Source organism: Streptomyces sp. NPDC024555, assembly GCF_055559335.1.
Genome location: NZ_JBVHKV010000024.1, coordinates 30,477 through 53,739, shown reverse-complemented (window position 1 = coordinate 53,739; position 23,263 = coordinate 30,477). Strand labels below are relative to the sequence as shown.

Here is a 23,263-nt window from a genome sequence, read left to right as displayed (position 1 = left end):
CATCGAGGCCATGTCGCCCCGCTCGGGACGTCTGGCCCGGCGACGGGTCATTCTTCGTAGCGGGCAGCGAGGGTCCGGACCGTCAGGGCGATGCGGTTGCGTAGTTCGGCCGGTGCCAGGACCTCGATGTCGGCGCCCAGCCGCAGGAATTCCCGGTGGGCGTGGTCGATGGACTCGATGGGCACGGAGGCCTCCGTCCATCCGTCGCCCGTGGGTGTCAGACCGAGGAGGCGGGCACCCTGCGGCGTCAGGCGCACCAGGGCGTCCGCGGTGTGGAGTCGGGCCCGGAAGCCGGCGAGGTAGGCGTTCCAGTGGGCGGCCAGGTCGAATCCGTCCGGAGGGGTGAACTCTTCGTCCAGCGGCCGGACTCCGAGGATCTGGTCGACTCGGTAGGTGCGGATCCCGGACGGTCCGCCGGCGACCAGGTACCAGCGGCCGGCCTTGAGAACGAGTCCGTACGGCTCCACCCGTCGCTCGATCTCCTCCGGCGCGCGCCAGCGCCGGTACCGCAACTCCACCGCGCTCCGCGCCCACAGCGCGGCGGCGACGGTGGCCAGGTGGGGCACCTGGTCGGCGGCGCCGTACCAGCCGGGGGCGTCGAGCAGGAAGCGTTCCTGGATTCGTTCGGCGTGCTCGCGCAGTTCGACCGGTAGGGCCGTACGCAGTTTGAGCAGGGCGGTGGTGAGCGCTTCTCCGAGGCCGAGTTCGGCGGCGGCGCCGGGGAGGGCGACGAGGAAGGCGGCCTTCGCCTCGTCCACGGTCAGTCCGGTGAGCCGGGTCCGGTATCCGTCGACGAGGCGATAGCCGCCCGCGTGCCCGGCGGCGCCGTACAGCGGGATCCCGGCGGCGCCGAGCGCGTCGACGTCCCGGTAGACCGTCCGGACGGAGACGTCCAGTTCCTCGGCCAGCTGCCGGGCGGTCATCCGGCCCCGGTTCTGGAGCAGCAGAAGGAGGGTGACCAGCCGGCTCGCGCGCATGCCGTTCAGTATCCACTGACAGAAGATGTCAGCAGACCGGCTCTAACCTGCGGCCCATGGATGACACCTGGGTCATGGACCTCACACGCACCGGGCAGGCCACCGCATGAGCATCGTCGAACTCCGGCAGTACACCCTGCATCCCGGCGCCCGGGAGACGCTGATCGAGCTGTTCGAGAGCGAGTTCGTGACGGGGCAGGAAGCGGTCGGCATCACTGTCGGCGGCCGGTTCCGCGACCTGGACGACCCCGACCGCTTCGTCTGGCTGCGTGCCTTCCCCGACATGGCACATCGCCGGCGTGCGCTGGAGGCGTTCTACACCGGCCCGGTGTGGCGGGAGCACCGCGACACCGCCAACGCCACCATGATCGACAGTGACGACGTCCTGCTGCTGCGCGGTCCGGGCTTCCTACCGCAGCCGGGCGCGCGCGAGGTGAGCGCGACCGTCTGTCACCCCGCCGACGCGGCCGCCTTCGACGCGTACGCCGTCCGGCACCTTGGCCCACACCACGCGCTGCACCGTACCGAGCACGCCGAGAACGACTTTCCCCGGCTGCCCGTACGAGCCGGGGAGGACGTCCGCGTCTGGTTCGGCCGGGCCGAGTCGGCCCCTTGGCCGGCCCGGCGGCTCCGATTGGAGCCGGTGGATTCTCGGAACTCCTCACGCACGCGCTCGTGAAATGTGCTGTCCGAGGGGGCGGCGGGGTTTGCGAGATGTGCCGCCTGCTGTCTCACGGCGGTTCCCGCACGAACCCTCCCCCTCTCGGCCAGCCCCGGCGCCGCACCGCTCAGCGCCGGACGATACAGAAGGGGTGTCCTGCCGGGTCGGTGAGGACCCGGGCCCTGTCACCGTGCGGCTGGTGATCCGGCTTTCCCGCACCCAGTTCCAGGAGACGGGCCTCGGTCTCCTCCAGGCTCTCCGCGGCCTTGAAGCAGATGTGAAGTTGCTGCGGGACGGCCCCGTCGGGCCAACTCGGGGCCCGGTAGTCCTCGACCCGCTGGAAGCCCATAAAGAGGCCGTCTTCTCGATTGAGGCCGGCGAACTCGGAGTCCGACTTCGGGTGCGGTTCAAAGCCCGTGGCCTTCTGGTAGAACGCCGCCAGAGCCAGTGGATCAGGGCAGTCCAGCGTTATCGCGACCAGTTCCATCCCCAGGGACATGCGACCTCCGAGCCGATTCGTGAACTGCCGGGCACGCCGTGGAGGAAGCTCCTCGGCGTTGAGCGGAACGGGAAAGGGTGTGGTGGTTCTCGTTCCGCCCAGGGCCGTAAGCACAGCAGGTCAGGACCTTCACATGCCAGCAGATATCCGGGACGGGCGGCAGGCGACTGCCTACGGACCCTCTGGCCGACCGTCGGGCAGTGTGCGCAGCCAGCCGCGATCGACGAGTTCGATCAGCTTGCTGCGTGGCGGTTCGAGTTCGGCCTTTACGCCGACGTCCGCCCCCACCAGGAGGCGGCAGAGCCGCAGCGTGCAGGAACCGGATTCAACTCCAGCTTCTGCTGCGGGCCTCGTGCTCAAGAACTGCTTCGCCGCCTCGACGGATCGACGGTGTCGCTCTGCCCTGTTGTTGCTCCGCGTGGTCCCTTATGCCGTTCCCCGGCAGCGCAGATGCGGATGCGGGCGGGTCCTCAGTTCTCCGTCGGCACCTGGACGTCGTAGACCAGCGCGTACACGATGTCCCGGGCCTGCCGCAGGTCGTAGCCTGTCGCGTCGACGATCACCTTGACCGCCCGGATGGTGTCGCCGCCCAGCATGAACATGCGCGCGTCGGTCTGCGCTCCGGCCGGAACCGGCAGGGCACGGGCCCGCCGTGGGTCCACGCTCCGTGGAATCTTCGGCAACCCGCCGTCGCTCCTCCTGGCCCCCAGCACCACAAGCCCCCACCCGTCCATCCGTTCGGCCACGTTCGTGGAGCGCATCCTATGCCGCCGGGGGCGCGGCTGAAGGTGACGTCTCCTTGCCGCAGCGGGGCGTGGTCGGGGTCAGCCGTTGAGCCAGTCGCCGGGGATCAGGTCACGTACGCGGTCGATGGCCTCCGCGGTCCGGCCACGGGCCAGGAGGGCCGCGCCGTCGTCATCGCGTACGAGGGCGTCGCGGCCGAGGAACCAGCGGGTCTCCTCCCCCTGGGGACAGGTGGGGAACGGCAGCCGCGTGAAGTGCGTCTCCAGCAGTTCCAGGCTGTCGTCCTCCGGGAGGAGGAAATCACAGAGCTCGTCATCGGCGTGCAGGGACTCGGACAGAGTGATCTCGACGGAGCAGAGGGAGAGACGTTCCAGCCACGGCTCCCACTGCTCGGCGCTCTTGTCGGCAAGATCGAGCCGGATGAACACCGCGGGATCATCGTCCTGAAGGTGTTTCAGGAGGATGCCCCAGGAAGCGGCTCCCTGGTTCTCGTGGCGGAAGACCAGGGCCTCCTGTGCCTCATCGACATACAGGTCCGCCGGGTCGAGCAGCACATCGTGGTTGCTGGTGAGATCCCGGCGACGCCCGAAGAGGGCGTATGCCTCACGCAGCACGGCCGGGAGGGGAACACCCAGCCTCGCCTCGGCGGAGGCGAGGTCGGCCTCCGTCCATCCGTCGGCGGCGCCGAGTGCGGCCCCGGCCCAGTGAGCGGCAAAGTTCTGGATGAACGTCCATGCGCCGCTGCGGCTCTCCACGCCTTCGGAGAGGGACGCGGCAAGATCGAACTCTTGTGTCATGCCAGGACGATATCCGCCCCGCCCACGACGACGTCGCCACCGCCGGACGGACGGACGTGGTGCCCGCTACGGATGGCGACGCGCCGCGGCCGTCGGCCTCGGGCAGGTCGACGGTGACGCGGTGGCCGGGCGGGTCCTCTCCTTCTCCGAGGATGCGGACGCGGCTGCGGGGTTAAGGGGCGCCTGCCTACTCGAAGCCGACCGCGCGGAGCTCTTCTATCGCTCGGCGGAGGTCGTCGAAGGCGCGCTGCTCGTCGCGGCGGGAGTCACGGCCGGTCGGGAGGAGTCGGTTGCCCGCCCCACGGGCACGGTCGTAGGCGTCGAAGCAGATGAGCACCCTTTCGATGTGGGGTTGGGAGGAGGAGGCGGGTGTTCGTGGGGGCATGGCTGGTCCTTGGTGGGCGGGAGTTGGGGGGGGAGGAAAGCGGAAAGCGGAGGGCGGCGGTGTGGTCGAGGGTCGTGGTGAGTCCCGCAGTTGCTGCGGGGCCGGCTCCGGACCGGCGGGGGGGGTGGGTGCGGCCCTGCGGGAGGCGCGACGCCTGTCTCGGTGCGCCAGCGGCGTCGGGCCACGGGCCACGGCGCTCGGCGGTCTCCCGGGAACGAAGGCGGACCGGCGGTGGTGGCGGCGGGCGGCATCGTGGGCACGCGGGGGCCGGGTACGGGACAGCGGGGGCACGGCAGACCTTCCAGGGCACGGCTGAGACAACGCCGACCAGGCTTCCCGGCACACCACCCGCTCCGAAGGAACGAGCCAGGCGACATGCTATCCGGAGGGACGCGGCGGAACAGGGGGCCGTCCACCTGTTCGCAATTCGCGCAGTCCGTGGTGACCCGGTGCTGACGCGGCCCACCGTCGTCGTGCGGTGCGCGGCGGGGCCGCGCAGGGCAGCGCAGACGGCTGAACGGGCAAGGGAGAACGGGATACACGCCGAGCCGGCCTGGGCCGGCGGGCGCTTCCTACCGGCGACGGGCTCCGGCGCGGCGGAGTGCGTACACGGCGGCACCGGCGAGGAGTACGGCCGCGCCGGTGACGACGGAGGGCAGGGGCAGGGCGCAGGCCAGAGCGGTGCAGCCGGCCAGGCCGAGGGCGGGGACGAGGCGGGCGGGGCGGCCCTCGGCGGGGGTCAGGGTCCATGCGGAGGCGTTGGCGACGGCGTAGTACGCCAGGACGCCGAAGGAGGAGAAGCCGATCGCACCGCGTACGTCGGTGGTGGCGGCCGCGACGGCGACGACGGCGCCCACGAGGAGTTCGGCCCGGTGGGGGACCTTGAAGCGCGGGTGGACCGCGGCCAGGGCGTGGGGAAGGTGGTGGTCGCGGGCCATGGCGAGGGTGGTGCGGGACACGCCGAGGAGGAGTGCGAGAAGGGAGCCGAGGGCCGCGAGGGCGGCGGTGATCCGGACGACGGGGACGAGCCGGCCGGCGCCGGCCGCGCGGGCGGTCTCCGTCAGCGGGGCCGCGGCGGAGGCGAGGTTCTGAGGACCGAGGACCACGAGAGTGGAGACCGCGACGACGGCGTAGACAAGGAGGGCGACCCCGAGGGCGATCGGAATGGCGCGCGGAATGGTCCGGGCGGGGTCGCGGACCTCTTCGCCCAGCGTGGCGATGCGGGCGTAGCCGGCGAAGGCGAAGAACAGCAGGCCCGCCGCCTGGAGCACTCCGCCCGGCGTCGCGTCCGCACCGACGCCCAGGCGGTGGGCCTCCGCCCCGTCGGAGCCGAGAGCGGTGACGGCGACCGCGGCCAGAACGGCCAGGACGACGGCCACGATCACGCGCGTGAGCAGGGCGGACTTCTGTACACCGGTGCAGTTGGCCACCGTGAGAGCGATGACTGCGGCCACGGCGACCGCGTGTGCGTGCGCGGGCCAGAGGTAGGTGCCGACGGTCAGCGCCATGGCCGCGCAGGAGGCCGTCTTCCCGACGACGAACGCCCAGCCCGCCAGGTGGCCCCAGAACGCGCCCAGCCGTTCGCGTCCGTACACATAGGTGCCGCCGGAGGCCGGGTAGAGGGCGGCGAGCCGGGCGGAGGAAGTGGCGTTGCAGTACGCGACGACCGCGGCCAGGGCCAGTCCGAGCAGCAGCCCGGAACCGGCCGCGCGGGCCGCCGGGGCCAGCGCGGCGAAGATCCCGGCGCCGATCATCGACCCCAGCCCGATCATCACGGCGTCCGGCACGCCCAGACGCCGCCGCAGTTCGTCGGGGAGTCCGGCGGCGGGTGAGGGCGTGCTGCTCATGGTCGCTTCTCCTTGCCCGATGCGCACCGCGCGGACGGACTCCGCCGTGCGCGGGCACGATAGAGCACGAATCCGAACAGCCGGTGGCGAACGGTGACGGTGCACCGGGGCGGGCCGGAGGGGACTGCGGTCCGTTGGCGTCGGGTGCGCCCGCTCATGCGGCGCTCGCGGGGAGTGAAGCCGTATGGGCGCGCTCGCGCAGCAGGCACAACCGTTGAGGCGCGTTCGCGCAGCAGGCGCAGCCGTTGAGGCCGAAGGCGACGGCGGAGCCCGTGACGCCGAGCGGCAGGCGTGCCGTCATCCGCCTCGGCCGCGCCGCCGTGCGCCTGCGCCACGGAGCCCCGGTGCGGGACGCCGCCCGGTTCAGGCTCCGGCCTGGATCCGGAGGCCGGCCAGGGTGAGATCGAGGGCGGAGCGGAACTGGTCGGCGTCGTCGTGGCCGTCGAACTCGTCCACGGTCTCGTGGATGTACGGGAATTCGGCGGGGTCGAGGGTGCGCCAGGACTGGGTGTAGCGGCCGAGGAACTCCTCACGGCTCACCGCCCCGTCGAGGACCTCGGCGGGCGGCTCCTGTCCGATGTCGAGGGCCGAACTGACCACGACGCCGAGGACGGCCGTCACCGCGTGGAAGCGCTGGCGCGGGGTGAGGTCGAGGCGCAGGGTGTGCTGGCCGATCCGTTCGTAGAGCCGCAGCGAGTTGCCCTGGGCGAGTGCGGAGCGCATGAAGCGCATGCCGAGCCAGGGGCGCTTCACGATCGCGGCGAAGAGGGTCAGCGCCGTCGCGCGCAGGTCGTCGACGGGGTCGTCGGTGGAGGGCAGTGCTTCGACCTCGGTCAGGACGCCGGCGATCACGTGGTCGGTGGCCCGGTCGAGGAGTTCCTCCTTGTTGGCGACGTACCAGTAGATGCTGGCGACGCCGCCGCCGAGGCGCTGCGCGAGGGCGCGGAAGGTCAGCGCCTGTTCGCCGGCCTCGTCGAGCAGGGCCACGGTCTCGGTGATCACGGACTCCAGCGAGTGCGACGCCCGTCGGCGTCCTTCGCCCGAGCGGCTCTGCATGCGTGCCACGGCTCACATCCCTACGCGACCGGTTCCTGTCCTGCCTGCCTTGCATCCGTATCGAACGCTGTTCTATCGTAACTCATCGAACGTCGTTCGATAGTCGAACGCTGTACGAGTGGAGGACGCCATGACTACCGATACCGGCACCGCCGGCACCCCTGACGCCACCGGCGCCGCCGCCCTCGACAGCGGCTCGCGCACATATCCCTCGCTCCGCGCGGCCTGGATCCCGCTGTTCGCGCTCTGCCTGGCCTTCTTCGTCGAGATGGTCGACAACACGCTGCTCTCCATCGCCCTGCCGACCATCGGCCGCGACCTCGGGGGCAGCACCACCTCGTTGCAGTGGGTCACGGGCGCGTACTCGCTGACCTTCGGGGGCCTGCTGCTGACCGCGGGCTCGATGGCCGACCGGATCGGGCGGCGCAAGGTGCTGCTGGTCGGCCTGGGCATCTTCGGCGCGCTCAGCCTCTGCGCCTTCGCGGTCGACACGAGCGGCCAGCTCATCGCGTTGCGCGCCGCGCTCGGCATCCCGGCCGCGGCGATGGCCCCGATCACCAATTCGCTGGTCTTCCGGCTCTTCGACGAGAAGGCCCTGCAGATGCGGGCCATGACCGTCATGATCATCGTCGGCATGTCCGGCTTCGTGCTCGGCCCGCTCCTCGGCGGGACGGCCCTCGCCCATGTGCGGTGGGAGTGGCTGCTCGTCGTCAACGCGCCGATCGCGCTCATCGCCTGCATCGGCGTACGGCTCGGGGTCCCGGCCGACCGCCGCGAGGACCTCACCACCGACCGCCTCGACCTGCCCGGCGCCGTCCTCAGCGTCGCCGCCATGGGCCTCGCCTGCTACTCGCTGACCAGCGGCGTCGACCACGGCTGGCTGTCGGCCGCCACGCTGGCCTCGGTCGTCGGCGCGGTGGCCGCCGGGGCCGGGTTCGTATTGCGCGAGCGCCGGGCCGCCGCACCCATGCTGGATCTGAAGGTGTTCAAGCGGGGTACAGTCCGGGGCGCCGCGATCGCCCAGGTCGGCACGGCCATCGCCATGGCCGCCGTGATGTTCGGCATGATCCTGCACTTCCAGTACGCCTACGGCTGGAGCCCGGTCCGCGCCGGTCTGGCCAACCTGCCGATCATCGTGACCATGATCGCGGCCACCCCGCTCTCCGAAGGGCTCGCCCGCCGCTTCGGCCACCGTGTCGCCTGCCTGGTCGGCTCGGCCTGCCTGGCCGTCTCGCTGGCCGGAATGGCCTGGGGCGTCTACCACGGTTACGCGGTCATCGCGGCCTGCATGGTGGTGATGACGATCGGCCTGCGCACGGTGATGACGATCTGCGCGGTCGCGCTGGTCGACGCGATGCCCAGCAACCGCACCTCCATCGGCACCGCCCTCAACGACACCGCCCAGGAGGTCGGTTCCAGCGTCGGCACCGCCGTCGCCGGCACCCTGATCGCCGCCCTCGTCACCGCCACGCTCCCGGCCGGTGTCTGGAGCGGCGAACTGATCCAGTCCTTCTTCCACGGCGAACGGATCACCTACGGCATCCTCGCCGTCGTCGTCGGCCTGATCGCCGCCCTCGGCTCCCTCGGCCTCACCGACTCCCACTCGGTCGAGGAGCACCCGCAGGAGGCGTAGGCCGGGCGCGCAACACCTTCCCGGACGACAGCACCGGCCACCCGCCGCGTACCCGACCATGGCGCTGGTCGGGTACGCGGCGGCCGCCTCCGCTCACACGGCCCGCCGCATGCACACGAGTTGCTTCCGCTCCTCCCAGGACTCGGTCACGGTGAATCCGAGCCGCTCGTAGAGGGCGATCGCCCCGGTCCGCCATTCCCACACCGAGAGCCGGAGCGTGTGCACGCCGTCCTCGGCGGCCTGCGTGAGCGCCGCACCGATCAAGGCCGACGCCACCCCTCGGCCGCGCGCCTCCGGGTCGGTCCAGAGCCTCTTGATCTCCGACCGCCCCTCGGCCGGCGGGGACACCACCAGGCACCCCACGGGGGCATCCCCCAGGAGCGCCACCAGCACGACGGCGTCCGCGAAGGCGGTGCCGGGGTCGGTGATCTCCGCCCGATACCGGTCCGGCAGTTCGTCCACGCCGGCCACGGGAACGCCCTTCTCGGCCTCCGTCCGCAGGTGGTACGCGGTGAGCAGCGCGGCCAGACCGCCCGGAGGGGTCCGACCCGGCCGGCGGACGACGGCGAGGGCTCTGTGATCAGTCATCCGGTCACCCTGGCACGGGCAGAGGCCGCCGATGACGCACCGCGCCCAGGGTCAGGCGGCACAGCCCGGCCCGCACCCGTGGGCGTCCATCGCGGCCACCAGGTCCCGGGCCGCGGCCCGCACGGAGGGATCGCCGTCGCCGGTCAGCCGGTCCGCCCGTGCCCGGCCCTCCAGTACGGCGCGGTGGGCCGCGTACTGCACGTCGAGGCGTGGAGGATTGGCCTGCTCCAGGACGGTCCTGAGCAGGTGGATCACCTCGCCTCGGCCGTTGACCGACTCGGTCACGGCGAGGTCCCAGAAGAACGGGACCGCCTCCACCGTCGCGTCGAAGACGGACAGTTCGGCGAGCCAGAGTCCGAGATCGGCCAAGGCCGAGGCGCTGGTCGCCGCATCGCCCCACGCCACCCGGGAGAGCCGGCCGGGAACCGCTTCCGCCGTCCCGTACGCGTGTGTCAGCCGGCGCCACGGAATCCGGTTCACGCCCTTCAGGATCGTGCCCACCGCGCCTCCGCCCCGGTCCTGGTGTGCCCTCTGCGCGCTCGCGCGGCTACGGCTGCTGCCCGACGGGGAGGAGGCCGCGCTCGGCGAAGACCTTCTTGGCCACGAAGGTGGCGTTGAGGGCCTTGGGTATGCCGCAGTACACGGCGGCCTGGAGGAGGGCTTCGACGATCTCCTCGGGGGTGAGGCCGACATTGAGGGAGGCGTTGATGTGGACGTCCAGCTGGGGTTCGCAGCCGCCCAGGGCCGTGAGCATGCCGAGGGTCACGAGCTGGCGGTCGCGCGGAGGCAGGGCGGTGCGCTCGTAGATGTCGCCGAAGGCCCAGGAGACGACCTGGTGGCCGAGTTCGGGGCTGATGTCGGCGAGGGCGTCCACGACGCGCCGGCCGCCCTCGGCGTCGATGGCCGTGAGGGTCTTCATTCCGCGGTCGAAGCGGTCCTGGCGGGTCTCTGCGACGGCGGGGGCGGGCGTGTTCATGGCTGGTCCGTTTCCGGCTGCTGGTCGAGCAGCTGTTCGTAGTGCGTGATCTTGGTGTCGAGCGCGGCGGCGTTGCGGCGCAGGGTGCGGATGCGTTCGGCGAGGTCGTGGCGGTGGTCGCGCAGCATCGTGAGGCGTGCGGCGACGGTGGCGTCACCGGCGGCCCGCAGCCGGGCGTACTGCTGCATGTCGCTGATCGACATGCCGGTCTCGCGGAGGCGGATCAGGAACTCCAGCCAGGCGAGATCCGTTGCGGCGTAACGGCGTTGGTTGCCGGTGGTGCGTCCGACCCGGTCGATCAGGCCGGCGCGCTCGTAGTAGCGGAGGGTGTCGTGCGAGAGGCCCGTACGCTCGGCGACCTGGGCGATCGTGAGGGTCGGTTCCGGTTGCGGGAGGGCGTTTCCGTCGGTCACAAGACAAACCTAGAACCTGGAGCGCGCTCCAGATCAAGCGGCGCCATGGTGACGCGCGCCACTCGGGCGCTGCGGGCCCGCGGTCCGCAGGGCGGTGACTCCGTCACGACGGGAAGAAGGTGAACCGGCTGTACTCGTAGGCCAGTCGGGTGGTCGACTCCGGCACGGGCCGCGCCGGGGCGCTGTGCCGGCCGCGTGGTGCCGTCGCACTCAGTGCGGACGAGCCTCGTGGTCCAGCACCCCGGTCACCACCGTGTGCAGATGGTGGCGGAACCGGTCCAGGGCGGGCAGGTCATGGGGGCCGCGGCGGCGGCCGGCGGGGTCGATCACTCCGGCCTGGCCGAAGGAGTGGGTCGTCCAGACGATGGTGAAGACGAGCATCTCGATGTCGACCCCGGCGCCCATTCCGGCGCGGTCCAGGACCGTGCGGACACCGGCCGCCACCTCGGCGACGAGCGGGCCGGCGAACTCCGTCTCGATCTCGTCGAGTTCGGCTCCCTCCGAGAGCCAGCGCCGCATCCACAGCGCGGGGACCTCGGGGTGGCCGAGGCAGAAGGAGAGATAGGTGTCGACGAACCCGAGCAGCGCGGCGCGGGTCTCGTCCGCGGAGGAGCCGCAGGCGCGCAACTGGTCGAGGGCCGTGGTGGCGACATCGCGCTGGGCGAGGTGGGCGCGGCGCATGACGGCGCGGTAGAGGTCCGGCTTGCCGCCGACGTGGTAGGCGACCGTGGCGATGTTGAGGCCGACGGCCTCCGCGATGGCGCGGGTGCTGGTGGCGTCGTACCCGCGCTCGGCGAAGAGTCGGGTGGCCGCTTCCAGGATGCGCTCCCGGCTGGATCCGTCGTCGGCTCGCTGGCTCATGGCTCAGAGGCTACCCGACGGGCGGGGGCCGGTTCAATCAGCTGCCGGAGAGCAAAAGAGCAGGTCAGAGACGATTGCACTCTTCTCCATCATTCGATTGAATGAGCGCCCTCACGGAAGGGAGGGCTTGGCATGGGTGCGACGAGGGTGGCGGTGATCGGTGCCGGCGCGGCCGGGCTGGCCGCGGCGAAGGCGCTGCTCGACGAGGGTCTGGACGTCACGGTCCTGGAGCGCGGCGAGCGCGTCGGGGGTCTGTGGGCGCCGGACGACGAGGGGGCGACACCCGCGTACGGGAGTCTGCATCTCAACACCAGCAAGGGGCGGACCGAGTTCGCGGACTTCCCGATGCCCGCGCGGTGGCCGGACTTTCCGTCGGCGGCCCTGGTCGGGGGCTATCTCGCGGCGTACGCGGACGCCTTCGGGGTCACCGAGCGCGTCCGGTTCGGTGCCGAGGCCGGTGCCGTGCGGCGGTGCGGCACCGGGTGGGAGGTGACGACCGGGCACGGCGGGGATGCTGCGGCGGAGGTGTACGACGCCGTGGTCGTGGCGAACGGGCACAACCGCGAGCCGAAGTGGCCCGCCCCCGCGTATCCGGGCGCGTTCGACGGTGTGCAGATGCACGCCCACGACTACCGGAGTCCGGAGGTGTTCGCCGGGCGGCGGGTTCTCGTCGTGGGCATGGGCAACTCCGCGATGGACATCGCCGTGGACGCCTCGTACGTGTCCTCGGGGCCGGTGCTGCTGTCGGCGCGGCACGGGACGCACATCGTGCCCAAGTACCTGTTCGGCCGTCCCGCGGACGCGACCGGCGGGGCCCTGGCGGTGCTGCCGTGGCGGATCCGGCAGAAGGTGGCGGAGAGCGTGCTGCGCCTGGCGGTCGGCACGCCGGAGCGTTACGGGCTGCCGCGTCCGGCGGGCGGGCTGTTCCAGAACCATCCGACGGTCAGCGACACGATCCTGCACCGGCTCACCCACGGCGAGGTGGTCGCCCGGCCCGGCATCGAGCGGCTGGACGGGGGCCGGGTGGTCTTCACGGACGGCTCGGCCGAGGACGTCGACGTGATCGTGTGGGCGACCGGCTACCACGTGACGATGCCGTTCCTGGACCGCGACTGGACCGGGGACGATCCGGAGGAACTGCCGCTCTACCAGCGGGTCTTCCATCTCGACGATCCGACGCTGTCCTTCGTCGGCCTGATGCAGTCCACCGGCGCGGCCCTGCCGGTCGTCGAGGTGCAGGGCAGGCTCGTCGCCGCGTATCTGTCCGGCCGGTACGCCCTGCCCTCGCCGGCCGAGCAGCGCACGGCGGTCGGGCGTGCCCGCGCCGCCGCGGTCGGGCGCTGGGGCGCGCGGCGGCCGGTGATGCGGATCGACTTCGACCGGTACGTGGCCGCGCTCCCCCGCGAGATCCGGGCCGGTGTCCGCCGGGCCGCCCGCGGTGCCACCGTCCACACCTCGACCACGAAGGCTGATGTGTCATGACCTCTTCGTCCTCCGGCCGCCGTCACGACGCCCACGGGCGGCGGGTCCTCATCACCGGTGCGTCGGGCACCATCGGCCGGGCCCTCGGAGAGCGGCTGACGCGTGCGGGGGCGCGGGTGGTCGGTCTCGATCTGCGTCCGGGAGGCGACGAGCCCTTCCCCGTCCTCGCGTGCGACGTCACCGACGACGCCCGTACGGCCGCGGCCGTCGCGGAGGCGCTCGACGTGCTCGGCGGTCTGGACGTGCTGGTGAACAACGCGGGCCTCGGCGGACCGGCTCCGGCCGAGTACGCGCCGGGGGCCGAGGTGCGCCGGCAGCTGGAGCTGAATCTGCTCGGGACCTGGCGGGTCACGGCCGCCTGCGTCGGCGCGCTGGTCGCGGCGCGCGGGCGGGTGGTCATGGTGACCTCGCGGATGGCGGTGATGCAGCTGCCGCTCGCCGCCGCGTACGGCGCGTCGAAGCGGGCCATGGTCGCGTACGCAGACGCGCTGCGCCTGGAACTGGGCACGCACGTCTCGGTCAGCTGTGTGTACCCGTCGGCGGTGCGCAGCCCCATCCATGACTCGACGAAGGCGGCGGGGCTCTCGCTGGAGGGCATGAGCGTGTACGAGCCTCTGGACGGCGTGGTGGACGCGCTGGTCCGTACGGCGCTGGCCCGACGGCCGCGCCGGGACGTGACCACGACGCGGCGGGGCGCGGTGGAGTTCTTCCTCGCCCGGCATCTGCCCGCGCTCACCGACCGGGTCGTGGCCCGCACGCTCGCCGCGCGCGCCCGGTCGGGGGTCTTCGACGGGGCGGACCTGGCCGCCGGTGTGGTCGAGCGGCACCGGAGCGGGACATGACGGCCGACCGGGCCACCGGGGCCGGCCCGGTCACCGGCGCGTCGCCGGGCCGGGGCGCGCTGTCGGCGTACGCGGCGGGCTCGGTGGGCATGGGCGTCTGGGTCACGGTGCCGGGGCTGCTGCTGCTCTACTTCCTGACGGACGTTCTCGGCGTGCCCGCGTTCGCGGCCGGTCTGACGCTGCTGCTGCCCAAGGTCGTCGACATCGTCGTGCACCCGCTGCTGGGTTCGCGGTCGGACCGGGAGGCCCGGCGGTTCGGGCACCGGCGCCGGATGCTGCGGTCCGGGCTGCTGCTGGGGCCCGCCATGGTGGCGATGTTCAGCGTGCCGTCGGGGCTGAGCGGCGGGGCGGCCGCGCTCTGGGTGGGCTGCTGGTTCGTGGTGGGCAATCTGCTGTTCGCCGGCTTCCAGGTGCCGTATCTGACGACCCCCTCCGACCTTCCGATCGGGTACCACGAGCGGACCCGGGTCTTCATGTTCCGCATGGTCCTGCTGACCGTGGGTCTCCTCGGCGCGGGTGTCGCCGCTCCGGCGCTGTCCTCGGCGGGCGGGCGCGGCGACTACACCCTGATGGCGGCGGTCCTCGCGGTGGCCATGACCGGCTCCGCGGCCGTCGCCCTGGCCGGCGTACGCGGGCTCACGGACGCCTGCGGCTTCCGGACACCCGGCGTACGGGCGGGTCACTCCCCGCTCGCCGATCTGCGGCTGGCCTGGCGGGACGGCGCGTACCGGCCGCTGGTGCTGTCGTACCTGTTCACGGGGACGACGACGCATCTCTTCCTCGCGGCGCTGCCCTATGTGACCGAGTACGTCTTCGACGCGCCGGGGCTCACCGCGCTGTTCATGGGGCTGTTCCTCGGACCGGCGCTCTTCGCGGCCCCGGTGTGGACGGCGTGGTCGCGCCGGCACGGCAAGCAGCGCGGACTGCTGCTGTCGCAGGGCGTGTTCGCGGCCGGGTCGCTGGCGCTGCTGCCGGGCGTGTCACTGAGCGGGACACCGGGTGTCGTGGTCACGTCCGCCGTGGTGATAGTGATGGGCGTGGCGTTCGCGGGGCTGCAGTTGTTCGCGTTCTCGATGCTGCCCGACGCGATCGTGGCGGCCGGGGCGGCGAAGGCGGGGGCGTACACGGGGGTGTGGACCGCGACCGAGGCGACCGGGACGGCCGTCGGGCCGTATGTGTACGCGGCGGTCCTGGCGGCGGGCGGATTCGTCTCCAGCACGGCGGGCACGTCCGCCGAGCAGTCCGGTACGGCGCTGACCGCGCTGCTCGTCGGCTTCACCTGTGTGCCGGCGGTGCTGATGGGGGTGGCGCTGTGGTTCCAGCGGCGTTGTGCGCTGGACGGGGCGGCGTGAGCGTGCGGGAGCGGGTGACGAGAGGGGTGGGGACGATGGCGGTGGGTCCGTCCGGTGTGTGCGGTGCGCCGGTTCGCGTGGCACGGGGGACGGGCTTCCCGCCGGGCGGTGCGCGGTGAGCATGTGGGAGCAGGCCGCCGTCGCGGCGGTCGCCCTCGGCGCGTTCGCGCAGGCGTCGACGGGGATGGGCTTCTCGCTGGTCGCGGCGCCGGTGCTGATCGCGGCGTTCGGGCCGCACCGGGGCGTGCCGATGGTCCTGGTCCTCGCGGTGGGCGCCTCCCTCCTGCCGCTGTCGCGCGACTGGCGGCACGCCCGGCCCCGGGACGCGGGCCGGCTGCTGCTGCCCGCCGTCCTGGGGACACCCGTGGCGGCCTGGCTGCTGGGGGCCATGGACACCCGGGTGCTGGCCGCGGCGGCCGGCTGCGGGGTCCTCGTCGGGGTGGCGCTCCTGGGCCGCGGGGTGCGTTCGTCGTTCCTCAACACTCCGGCGGGTGCCTGGCTGACCGGGCTGGGCAGCGCCGGACTCAATGTCATCGGCGGTGTGGGCGGGCCGCCGGTCGGGCTCTACGCGGCCAACGCGGGCTGGCCCGCCCGCGAGACCCGGGCCACGCTGCACTCCTTCTTCCTCGTCCAGAACCTCGTCACGGCCGCCGTCCTGGGCTTCGCCCTGCCGCCCTGGCCGGCGGTGGCCGCCCTCGCCGCCGGCGCGGCCGCCGGGATGGTGTCGGCGCCCCGGCTGCCCGCGACGGCGACGCGCGTCGGGGTGCTGGCGGTGTCCTGCGCGGGCGGGCTGACGCTGGTGGGCAGTGCGCTGACCTGACCTTGGCCGGCCTGCGGTGGCGCGGCCGGGCGCGTGCGCCGGGTCACGGCCGCTCGGCGCGCCGGCGGCGGTGGTAGGAGACCGTGACCGCGCCGAGCAGCGGTCCCCAGGCCACCAGCGGCAGGTAGAGGAGCCCGGCGACCAGGTTGCCGGTGTCGGTCATCCCGTCGTGGGGAACGGTCCACCACAGGGCGAACGGAGACCACAGCACCGTCAGCGCGACCGCGCCCACGGCGGCCGGGACGACGGCGGCCCGCACCGCGACCCGTCGGCCGCCGAGCACGGGGATCCACCCGGGCACCCTCTCGCCCCAGGGCCGCACCAGGCCCAGCGTCAGGAGGGCGGCCGCCTCCACGGCCGCGCTCAGGCCGATCACGTAGACCGTCCCCCAGCCGTCGATGCCCATGGCCGCGTACCCGGCCTCCGTGTACCCGCCCCGGTGTCCGGCCGCCAGCCACAGGCGCCAGAGGCCCGAGGGCAGGGTGAGCAGCGGGACGAGGTGGGCGGTGCGCACGGCCCAACGGGGCGGCGCGGAGCGGACGTCGGCCGCCGGGCGGGTGATCGTGCGCTTCGTGGTGGTCATGCCTCCATCGTTCCGGCGGCCCGGCGCCGGGGCGTCGGCCCGGGGGCCCGCTCGTTCGGCCGCCCGGGAAGGAGGCGTCCGCCTCCGGTCCCACCCGCGCGGCGGAGGGGGTGTCATCCCGAGGTCCCTGTGGAACGCCCCCCTCCGGTGCCCGGCCGGGCTCAGGCACCCGGTTCGCGCAGCGCTCCCCCGACGACGGCGGTCACGGTCCGGCGGACGGCGGCGGCCGGTGGCGGGGGGCTCGTCCGGTCGGCGAAGAGGAGATGGGCGGCCCCGACGAGCGTGGGGGCGAGGGTGTCGATGTCGGCGTCCTCGGCCACGCGTCCGCGCTCCCGTTCGGCGGCCAGATAGGCGGCGATCCCCGTCGTGGCCTGCGCGGCCAGCGGGATCCCGGCGAGACCGGCCTCGCGCAGCCGGGCCCGCAGGCCGTCGCGGAAGGTGATGAGGGCGACGACCGACACCGTGAGGGGGCCGAACAGGTCCTGGAGCGCCTCGGTCAGACGGTCCGCGACATCGCCGGTCCCGGCCGCGTCGAGCAGGGCCGCGGTCCGGTCGTCGACGGCGCGGACGCGGTCGAGGACCAGTTCGGCCAGGAAGGCGTCGAAGTCGGCGAAGTGCCGGTGCAGGACGCCCTTCGCGCAGTTCGCCTCGTCCGTGACCGCGCGGCTGGTGAGGGCGCTGGGCCCGTCCCGGAGCAGCACGCGCTCGGCCGCCTCGAACAACTGGCCGCGCACGTTCCGGAGGTGGACTCCTGTCGGCATCGCTCCTCTTCCCGGTCCGGCCCACTTCCACAAGTGGGCACTCGCCCACTAGTGTGGGCACATGCCCACTCTAACGCGGGGACCGTCAGGACCGTCCGGACCCGAACCCCATCACCACCGGCGGGTGGCCGAGTCCTTCGGCACGGACGCCGCTCGTTACGACCGCGCCAGACCGCCGTATCCCGACGCCCTGGTGCACCGGATCGTCGCCGCGCTGCCGGGGCGGGACGTCCTCGACGTGGGGGCCGGGACCGGCATCGAGGCCCGGCAGTTCACGGCGGCCGGCTGCGCCGTGCTCGGCGTCGAGCCGGATGCGCGGATGGCCGGCTTCGCCCGGCGCGGCGGCGTCGATGTCGAGGTCGCGCGGTTCGAGGACTGGGAGGCGGCCGGGCGGCGGTTCGACGCGGTCGTCGCGGGAACGGCGTGGCACTGGGTGGACCCGGTCGCCGGCGCGGTGAAGGCGGGGCAGGTGCTCAGGCCGGGCGGCCTGCTCGCCCCGTTCCACCACGTTCCCCAGCTCCCGGGCGAGGTGGCCGGCGCGCTCGCCGAGGCGCACCGGCGCGTCGCCCCCGACTCCCCCATCGATCTGGGGCGGTTGAAGGGCTCCGCCCTCGACCCCTCGCAGCCGCTGTTCACGCGCATCGCCGACGGCATCCGGCGGTCGGGGCTCTTCGAGGCGCCGGAGCAGTGGCACGTCGCCTGGGAGCGCACGTACACACGGGAGGAGTGGCTGGACCAGCTGCCCACGTTCGGCGCCCTGACCGGGCTCCCGCCGGACGGTCTGCGGGAGGTCCTGGACGCGGTCGGAGCCGTGGTCGACGCGCGGGGTGGCGAAGTCACCGTGCCGTACACCACGGTCGCGGTCACCGCGCTCCGCTCCGGCGACGCCTGACCCGGGGAGCGGCGGGCGGTGGCGCCCGTACGGGGGCTCACACCGCGTCGGCGACGCTCTCCCGCGCGGCGTCCCCGTCCTCCGGGCCGTCCGGGGACTCCTCTTGCGGGGCGGCTGCGCGCAGGGCCGCCTCGACCCGGCGGTTGCTGGTCATGGAGGCGGTGACGGCCGTCATGGTGAGGAGCAGCACGGCGGCGGCGTACAGCGGGGTGCGGATGTCGTAGGCGGTGGCCAGCCAGCCGCCGAGGAGGGCCCCACCGGGGGCGGCGCACATCGCGAGCATGCGGGAGGTGGAGGCGACCCGGCCCATCAGGTGCCCGGGGACGATGGCCTGTCGCAGGGAGGGGGCGAGCACCATCGTGGCACCCATGCCCGCGCCGCAGACGGCGAGCGAGAACCCGGCGACGTACGGGTCGGGCGCCGAGGCCAGGCCCAGGATGGCCAGGCCCTCGACAGCGGCCGTGCAGGTCAGCGCGGTGCCGGTGCCGAGACGCCGGCCCAGGTACGAGGCGATGCCCGCGCCGAGCAGACCGCCGGCGGCCTCCGCGGTGAGGAGCAGACCGAAGCCGTAGGTGTCGATGCCGAGACGCTCGTGCGCGAAGAGCGCGAGGACGGTCTCGACGGCGACAAAGGCGATGTTCCCGACGGCCGGACGCAGCGCGAGGCCGAGCAGCACCCGGTCCCGGAAGACGTACGCGGCACCGGCCCGCGCCTGGCGGAGCAGTGATTCCCGGGCCTCCGGCACGGGCCGGGGCACGGCGGGCAGCGTCCGGACGAGCAGGGCGGAGCAGAGGAAGGAGAGCGCGTCCGCGAGCAGCGGTACGGCACGGCCGAGGGCGAGCAGCGCGCTGCCCGCGGGCGGTCCGGCGAAGCCGGACATGGCGGTCTGGGCGCCGCGCAGGCGGGAGTTGGCGCGCTCCAGGAGGGCCGGTTCGCGGTCGAGGAGGGCCGGCAGATAGGCGGTGGCGGCGGTGTCGAAGAAGAGTCCGCCGAGGCCGAGCAGGAAGGCGACGGCCGCCAGCAGGGGGATGCTCAGGGCGTCGAGGACGGCCGCCGCCGCGGGGATCGCGAGCAGCACCGCGCGGGCCGTGTCGGCGACCCACATCGTGCGCCGGCGGTCCCAGCGGTCCACAAGCGCGCCGCCGAGCACCCCGAAGAGCAGCCACGGGAGTGTCCCGGCGGCGGTGACGGCGGCGAGCGCCATGGGGTCGCGGGTCAGCGCCAGGGCGAGCAGCGGGAGTGCCGCGTGGGTCACGCCGTCGCCGAACGAGGAGACGGTCTGGGCGGTCCACAGCCGCCCGAAGCCGGTCGGCAGCTTCTGCGTACGCGTACTCACTCGGCACCCTCCGCGGTCCGCGTGCCCGACGCGGGGTGGAACAGGGCGAAGACGAGCGAGGTGTCGGGCAGGGCGGGGTCGGACAGCGCGCGGTACTCGTCCGCCAGGGCCTGAAGCCGCTCCCCCAGTTCCGCGAACTGCGTGTCGGTCAGGCGCAGATGGGCCATCCGCACCTGCCGGTCCTCCACCGGCGACGCCTCCAGGTCGGCGACCGCGTGGCGCATCAGGACGTCGGGCCCGCCCTCTCCTGGATCCGGCAGCGTGACGGAGCGTGCGGCCATCGCGTAGTACCGCTCCATGACACCGCGCACCTTGCGGGTGCGCACGACCTTCACCAGGCCGGCCCGTTCCAGGAGCCGTACGTGGTAGCTGGAGCTGCCCTTCGCGAGGCCCACGCGGTCGGCGATCTGCGTGATCGTCGCGGGCTCGAAGCGGAGGACGGCCATGATCCGATGGCGCGTCAGATTGGAGACGGCGCGCAGTTGTTCGTCGGTGGTGACGTGAAAGGTCTCGGGGAGATCGTCGGCAGGCATGCGAGCAATGGTCAACGATTCTTGACCATTGCGCAAGGGGGTCATCGCGGAGGTGTTCATTCCGCTCCGGAAACGCCAACTGGCCCCGGCCGTCCGGGTGGACGGGCAGGGCCAGCGGGTGTGCGGTGAGGGCGGGCGGCTACGGCTTGGCGGCCACGAAGCCCCACTGCTCGACCGGCGTTCCGGTGAAGGGCTCCTCGGGGCGCCACAGGCTGATGGAGCCGAAGCCCGGCTCCACCAGGTCGAGCCCGTCGGCGAAGGTCGCCATGATCTCCTTGGGGCGCGAGATGTACGGCATGGCGCCACCGCTGGCGTACTCGTCGGAACCGGCCGCCGTCATCGGCGTCTCGATGGTGTCGCACTGCATCAGGTAGCTGCCCGAGGGCAGCGCGTCCAGGTAACCGCGCAGCAGCGCGGAGGCCTCGGCGGAGTCCGCCACGTGACCCAGCGTCGAGAGCAGCATCACCGCCACCGGCCGGTCGAGGTCCAGCGTCTTGGCGGCCTCGCGAAGAACCGATTCTGCGTCTCGGAGGTCCGCGTGCACGTAGTCCGTGGCGCCCTCGGGGTGGCTGGTCAGCAGGGCGCGGGCATGGGCGAGCACGATCGGGTCGTTGTCCACGTACACGATACGCGCCGTCGGATCCACGTCCTGGGCGACCTCGTGCGTGGCGTTCGCCGTCGGCAGTCCCGTCCCCAGGTCGAGGAACTGACGCACCCCCTTCTCACTCGCCAGGTAGCGCACCGCCCGCGCCTGGAACGCCCGCGAGGCACGCGCTATCTCGATGATCTGCGGGTACAGCTCCTCCATCGTGGCACCGAGGCGGCGGTCCACCTCGTAGTTGTCCTTGCCGCCCAGCCAGTAGTTCCACACCCGCGCCGAATGCGGCGTCCCCGTGTCGATCCCGTCCACCGCCGCCGGATACCCCTGCTCGCCAGTCATCAGCCCTCTTCATGTCGCATTTTCGGCCACGCGGACAACCCCCGTACCGCGCACCCCCATGTTTCCTCACCAGCAACTTTCGCACCAGCCCCCGCAGGAACAACTCCCCTTCCAGGGGCGGAAACCCGATGCCCCGCCGGGGACGAGGCGGTGCCCGTGCCGGTCGTCGTCGCACCCCGCCGCCCCGTGACGGGGCCGTGCCGGATCTCCGCACCGAACGCACCGGGCGGGATGGTCCACGCCCCGGATACGCTCGTCCGCATGACCGATCGAATGCCCTTCACCGAGCAGCTGCGCTCCGCCGTCGGCACGCCCCGGCGTGCCACGTTGCTGGACAGCAGTCCGCGATCCCGCGTGTGGCGGGTCCAGCTGGCCGACGGGCGGCAGGTGGCCGTCAAACAGATCACCGACGACGGCGCTCCGGGCGTCGACGCGGGCAGCCGGTTCGCCCGTGAGGTGGCCGCGCTGCGTCTGGCGGGGCGGGCCACCGCGCCGGCGGTCGCGCCCGTCCTCCTGGCCACGGACCCCGAGGTCCGGATGATGGTGCTGGAACTTCTCGACACGTCCGCCGCACCGGAGGACTGGCTGCCGGGCTACGCCGAGGCGCTGGCCCGGCTGCACGCGCTGACCGGGCCCGCCGACGCCGGAACGCTGCCGGTCTGGGCGGGACCCACGGCCGCCGACGCCGAGTCCTTCCTCTCCCTCGCGCGGGCGCTCGACGTCCCGGTGCCGCCCCGCGTCCCCGACGAACTCGCCGCGCTCCTCGTACGGCTGGACCCCGCCCCGCACCACGCGCTGCTGCACGGCGACCCGTGCCCCGGCAACGACGTCCACACCTCCGGCGGCGTCCGCTTCCTCGACTTCGAGGGCGCCTCGCTCGGGAACGGGCTGATCGAACTGGCCTACTTGCGCATCGGCCTCCCCACCTGCTGGTGTGCCATGTCCGTGACGGGGGCCCCGCTCGCCGAGGCCGAGGGGATCTACCGCTCGACCTGGCGGGACCTCACCGGGCGCGAGGTGCCCGGTGATCTCGCCGACGCGTGCGCGGCCTGGCTGATCCGGGGCGACTCCCTCGTCGAACGGGCCGAGCGCGGCACCGTGGACCAGTTCGCCCGGGTCCCGGGCAAGGACTTCGAGTGGGGGTACATCACCGCCCGCGAACGTCTCGTCCACCGCCTGGACGTGGTCGCCGGACTGGCCCGCGACCACGACCACCTGGAGTCGCTGGGCCGCCTCTGCTCGGACCTCGCCAACCGCCTGCTCACCCACCGGCCCGCCCCGCGGCCGCTCCCCACGCACCACACCCGCCCCTGGTTCTGACACCGCCTCAGCGGTTCCGGCCGGACGGAACGCCGTCCCCGGTCCGGGCGTGTCCACGTGCGACCGCCCTGGTCGGCTTCTGCCTCATAGTCAGGTGACCGTACTATGGGCGCTCGTCGAACGAACGGACCAGAACCCCGCATGACCGACCCCCGGCCCTCCCTCCGTGTGCTGTCGCTCTACCCGCGCCGCTACCGGGCGCGCCACGGCGCCGAGATCCTGGAGATGTACCGGGCGGCCACGGCGGACGCCTCCCCCGCCGCCCGCCGCCGGGAGCGGCTGGACATCGCGGCGCACGCGGTGCGCGTACGCACGCGCACCGGCTCCGATCGCCCGGCCGGCCGTTTCCTGGTGGCCGTCGCCCCGTACGCCCTGGCCGCCGCCGCTGCGATCTCGGCCGCCGGACCGACCGTCGCGGTCTCGCGCGCCCTGCACGGCGGCCCGTTGCCCGGCCTGCCGGAGACGGCCTTGTGCACGGCGGTGCTCGTCGCCGGGGTGCTGGCCTTCCTGGGGCGCCGGCCCGCGGCCCGGGGCACGGCCGCCCTGTGCCTCGTGGCGCTGGTCGCGGGCGTGCCGGGTTCCGCCTGGCTCCTGCCGCTGCTGGCCCTGGTCGCGGCGATGCCCCCGGCGGTCGCTCCGGCGGACCGGGACGGCCGGCTCGCCGCCGCGTTCGCCGTCATGACGTGGCTGCCGTCGCTGGGTTCGGCCCTGTCGGGCGGTCACGTCGGCTTCGGCCTCGTGCAGCAGGTCGGTCCCACGATGCTGCTGCTCGCCCTGCGCACGGCGGCTCCCGATGTCCGGCCCCGCCACCTCCTCGCGATCCTGGTCGCGGGAGTGCCCTGGGCCGCGTCCCCCACGGGCTCACCGGCCGGTGCCCTCGTGGTGGCCGCCGCCCTCGGCCTGGCCTGGACGGGCGGCCGCCTGTCGCGGGGCGGCACGCCCGCCGTCGGCTAGGGACGGGTCCT

26 protein-coding genes are annotated in these 23,263 nt (G+C 73.3%); 9 read left to right on the top strand and 17 right to left on the bottom strand.

Translation table 11 applies throughout. From position 1 onward, the window contains the following. Window positions 1-47 precede the first annotated feature (47 nt). Window positions 48-977 carry a helix-turn-helix transcriptional regulator gene (locus tag ACZ4FH_RS31825; protein ID WP_467309242.1) on the bottom strand — a complete coding sequence of 310 codons (930 nt, stop codon included), beginning with the start codon at window positions 975-977 and terminating at the stop codon, window positions 48-50. 106 nt (window positions 978-1,083) lie between these two features. Here ACZ4FH_RS31825 and ACZ4FH_RS31820 point away from each other — a divergent pair, with 106 nt between their 5' ends. Further along, window positions 1,084-1,656 (top strand): NIPSNAP family protein, encoded by a 573-nt coding sequence (locus ACZ4FH_RS31820; protein ID WP_467309241.1) that lies wholly within the window; start codon window positions 1,084-1,086, stop codon window positions 1,654-1,656. A gap of 109 nt (window positions 1,657-1,765) precedes the next feature. Here the strand turns inward: ACZ4FH_RS31820 and ACZ4FH_RS31815 are convergent, their stop codons facing one another. The 6 genes from ACZ4FH_RS31815 to ACZ4FH_RS31790 form a co-directional block, all read right to left on the bottom strand. Continuing rightward, window positions 1,766-2,137: a VOC family protein gene (locus ACZ4FH_RS31815; protein ID WP_467309240.1), complete on the bottom strand. Its 372-nt coding sequence runs from the start codon at window positions 2,135-2,137 to the stop codon at window positions 1,766-1,768. Window positions 2,138-2,607: 470 nt separating this feature from the next. Next, on the bottom strand, window positions 2,608-2,799 hold the full coding sequence (locus ACZ4FH_RS31810; RefSeq protein WP_467309239.1) for a hypothetical protein: 192 nt from the start codon (window positions 2,797-2,799) through the stop codon (window positions 2,608-2,610). 162 nt (window positions 2,800-2,961) lie between these two features. Beyond that, window positions 2,962-3,678, bottom strand: coding sequence for an SMI1/KNR4 family protein (locus ACZ4FH_RS31805; protein WP_467309238.1), 717 nt, complete (start codon window positions 3,676-3,678; stop codon window positions 2,962-2,964). A gap of 187 nt (window positions 3,679-3,865) precedes the next feature. Continuing rightward, on the bottom strand, window positions 3,866-4,063 hold the full coding sequence (locus ACZ4FH_RS31800; RefSeq protein WP_467309237.1) for a hypothetical protein: 198 nt from the start codon (window positions 4,061-4,063) through the stop codon (window positions 3,866-3,868). A gap of 572 nt (window positions 4,064-4,635) precedes the next feature. Further along, window positions 4,636-5,910: an APC family permease gene (locus ACZ4FH_RS31795; protein WP_467309236.1), complete on the bottom strand. Its 1,275-nt coding sequence runs from the start codon at window positions 5,908-5,910 to the stop codon at window positions 4,636-4,638. A 363-nt stretch (window positions 5,911-6,273) separates the two neighbouring features. Further along, window positions 6,274-6,921: a TetR/AcrR family transcriptional regulator gene (locus ACZ4FH_RS31790; RefSeq protein ID WP_467309311.1), complete on the bottom strand. Its 648-nt coding sequence runs from the start codon at window positions 6,919-6,921 to the stop codon at window positions 6,274-6,276. A gap of 175 nt (window positions 6,922-7,096) precedes the next feature. Here ACZ4FH_RS31790 and ACZ4FH_RS31785 point away from each other — a divergent pair, with 175 nt between their 5' ends. After that, window positions 7,097-8,599, top strand: a complete 1,503-nt coding sequence (locus ACZ4FH_RS31785) for an MFS transporter (protein WP_467309235.1) — start codon at window positions 7,097-7,099, stop codon at window positions 8,597-8,599. 93 nt (window positions 8,600-8,692) lie between these two features. Here ACZ4FH_RS31785 and ACZ4FH_RS31780 read toward each other — a convergent pair whose 3' ends face one another. The 5 genes from ACZ4FH_RS31780 to ACZ4FH_RS31760 all read right to left on the bottom strand — a co-directional run bounded on the left by ACZ4FH_RS31780 (window position 8,693) and on the right by ACZ4FH_RS31760 (window position 11,437). Further along, on the bottom strand, window positions 8,693-9,187 hold the full coding sequence (locus tag ACZ4FH_RS31780; RefSeq protein ID WP_467309234.1) for a GNAT family N-acetyltransferase: 495 nt from the start codon (window positions 9,185-9,187) through the stop codon (window positions 8,693-8,695). A 51-nt stretch (window positions 9,188-9,238) separates the two neighbouring features. Next, entirely contained in the window at window positions 9,239-9,688 is a 450-nt protein-coding gene (locus tag ACZ4FH_RS31775; protein WP_467309233.1) for a hypothetical protein, read from the bottom strand. A 46-nt stretch (window positions 9,689-9,734) separates the two neighbouring features. After that, window positions 9,735-10,163, bottom strand: a complete 429-nt coding sequence (locus tag ACZ4FH_RS31770) for a carboxymuconolactone decarboxylase family protein (protein WP_467309232.1) — start codon at window positions 10,161-10,163, stop codon at window positions 9,735-9,737. After that, on the bottom strand, window positions 10,160-10,576 hold the full coding sequence (locus tag ACZ4FH_RS31765) for a MerR family transcriptional regulator (protein ID WP_467309231.1): 417 nt from the start codon (window positions 10,574-10,576) through the stop codon (window positions 10,160-10,162). Before ACZ4FH_RS31765 ends, ACZ4FH_RS31770 begins: the two co-directional genes overlap by 4 nt. Window positions 10,577-10,786: 210 nt before the next feature. After that, window positions 10,787-11,437: a TetR/AcrR family transcriptional regulator gene (locus tag ACZ4FH_RS31760; protein ID WP_467309230.1), complete on the bottom strand. Its 651-nt coding sequence runs from the start codon at window positions 11,435-11,437 to the stop codon at window positions 10,787-10,789. Between the two features lie 132 nt (window positions 11,438-11,569). On the opposite strand from ACZ4FH_RS31760, the gene ACZ4FH_RS31755 reads away from it, so the two are divergent. From ACZ4FH_RS31755 to ACZ4FH_RS31740, 4 genes are all read left to right on the top strand, one after another. Continuing rightward, window positions 11,570-12,919 (top strand): NAD(P)-binding domain-containing protein, encoded by a 1,350-nt coding sequence (locus ACZ4FH_RS31755; protein ID WP_467309229.1) that lies wholly within the window; start codon window positions 11,570-11,572, stop codon window positions 12,917-12,919. Beyond that, window positions 12,916-13,761: an SDR family NAD(P)-dependent oxidoreductase gene (locus ACZ4FH_RS31750; RefSeq protein ID WP_467309228.1), complete on the top strand. Its 846-nt coding sequence runs from the start codon at window positions 12,916-12,918 to the stop codon at window positions 13,759-13,761. Before ACZ4FH_RS31755 ends, ACZ4FH_RS31750 begins: the two co-directional genes overlap by 4 nt. Beyond that, entirely contained in the window at window positions 13,758-15,113 is a 1,356-nt protein-coding gene (locus ACZ4FH_RS31745) for an MFS transporter (RefSeq protein WP_467309227.1), read from the top strand. The genes ACZ4FH_RS31750 and ACZ4FH_RS31745 overlap by 4 nt, the downstream gene beginning before the upstream one ends. 121 nt (window positions 15,114-15,234) lie before the next feature. Beyond that, the gene (locus ACZ4FH_RS31740; RefSeq protein WP_467309310.1) at window positions 15,235-15,933 is read left to right on the top strand and encodes a sulfite exporter TauE/SafE family protein; all 699 of its coding nucleotides are present in this window, start codon (window positions 15,235-15,237) and stop codon (window positions 15,931-15,933) included. 43 nt (window positions 15,934-15,976) lie between these two features. On the opposite strand, the gene ACZ4FH_RS31735 is transcribed toward ACZ4FH_RS31740, so the two are convergent. Beyond that, on the bottom strand, window positions 15,977-16,516 hold the full coding sequence (locus ACZ4FH_RS31735) for a hypothetical protein (RefSeq protein ID WP_467309226.1): 540 nt from the start codon (window positions 16,514-16,516) through the stop codon (window positions 15,977-15,979). 161 nt (window positions 16,517-16,677) lie between these two features. After that, window positions 16,678-17,277, bottom strand: a complete 600-nt coding sequence (locus ACZ4FH_RS31730) for a TetR family transcriptional regulator (protein ID WP_467309225.1) — start codon at window positions 17,275-17,277, stop codon at window positions 16,678-16,680. A 61-nt stretch (window positions 17,278-17,338) separates the two neighbouring features. On the opposite strand from ACZ4FH_RS31730, the gene ACZ4FH_RS31725 reads away from it, so the two are divergent. Continuing rightward, a complete protein-coding gene (locus ACZ4FH_RS31725) occupies window positions 17,339-18,169 on the top strand; it encodes a class I SAM-dependent methyltransferase (protein WP_467309224.1) in 831 nt (276 codons plus the stop codon). 37 nt (window positions 18,170-18,206) lie between these two features. Here ACZ4FH_RS31725 and ACZ4FH_RS31720 read toward each other — a convergent pair whose 3' ends face one another. From ACZ4FH_RS31720 to ACZ4FH_RS31710, 3 genes are all read right to left on the bottom strand, one after another. Continuing rightward, the gene (locus tag ACZ4FH_RS31720; protein WP_467309309.1) at window positions 18,207-19,484 is read right to left on the bottom strand and encodes an MFS transporter; all 1,278 of its coding nucleotides are present in this window, start codon (window positions 19,482-19,484) and stop codon (window positions 18,207-18,209) included. 17 nt (window positions 19,485-19,501) lie between these two features. Next, complete coding sequence (locus ACZ4FH_RS31715) at window positions 19,502-20,038, bottom strand: ArsR/SmtB family transcription factor (RefSeq protein WP_467309223.1); 537 nt, start codon at window positions 20,036-20,038, stop codon at window positions 19,502-19,504. A gap of 139 nt (window positions 20,039-20,177) precedes the next feature. After that, window positions 20,178-20,978 (bottom strand): SAM-dependent methyltransferase, encoded by an 801-nt coding sequence (locus ACZ4FH_RS31710; protein WP_467309222.1) that lies wholly within the window; start codon window positions 20,976-20,978, stop codon window positions 20,178-20,180. Window positions 20,979-21,239: 261 nt separating this feature from the next. Between ACZ4FH_RS31710 and ACZ4FH_RS31705 the strand changes: the two genes are divergently transcribed. Both ACZ4FH_RS31705 and ACZ4FH_RS31700 read left to right on the top strand, forming a co-directional pair. Then, the gene (locus ACZ4FH_RS31705) at window positions 21,240-22,298 is read left to right on the top strand and encodes a phosphotransferase family protein (RefSeq protein ID WP_467309221.1); all 1,059 of its coding nucleotides are present in this window, start codon (window positions 21,240-21,242) and stop codon (window positions 22,296-22,298) included. A 141-nt stretch (window positions 22,299-22,439) separates the two neighbouring features. Then, window positions 22,440-23,252: a hypothetical protein gene (locus tag ACZ4FH_RS31700; protein ID WP_467309220.1), complete on the top strand. Its 813-nt coding sequence runs from the start codon at window positions 22,440-22,442 to the stop codon at window positions 23,250-23,252. Window positions 23,253-23,263: the final 11 nt, after the last annotated feature.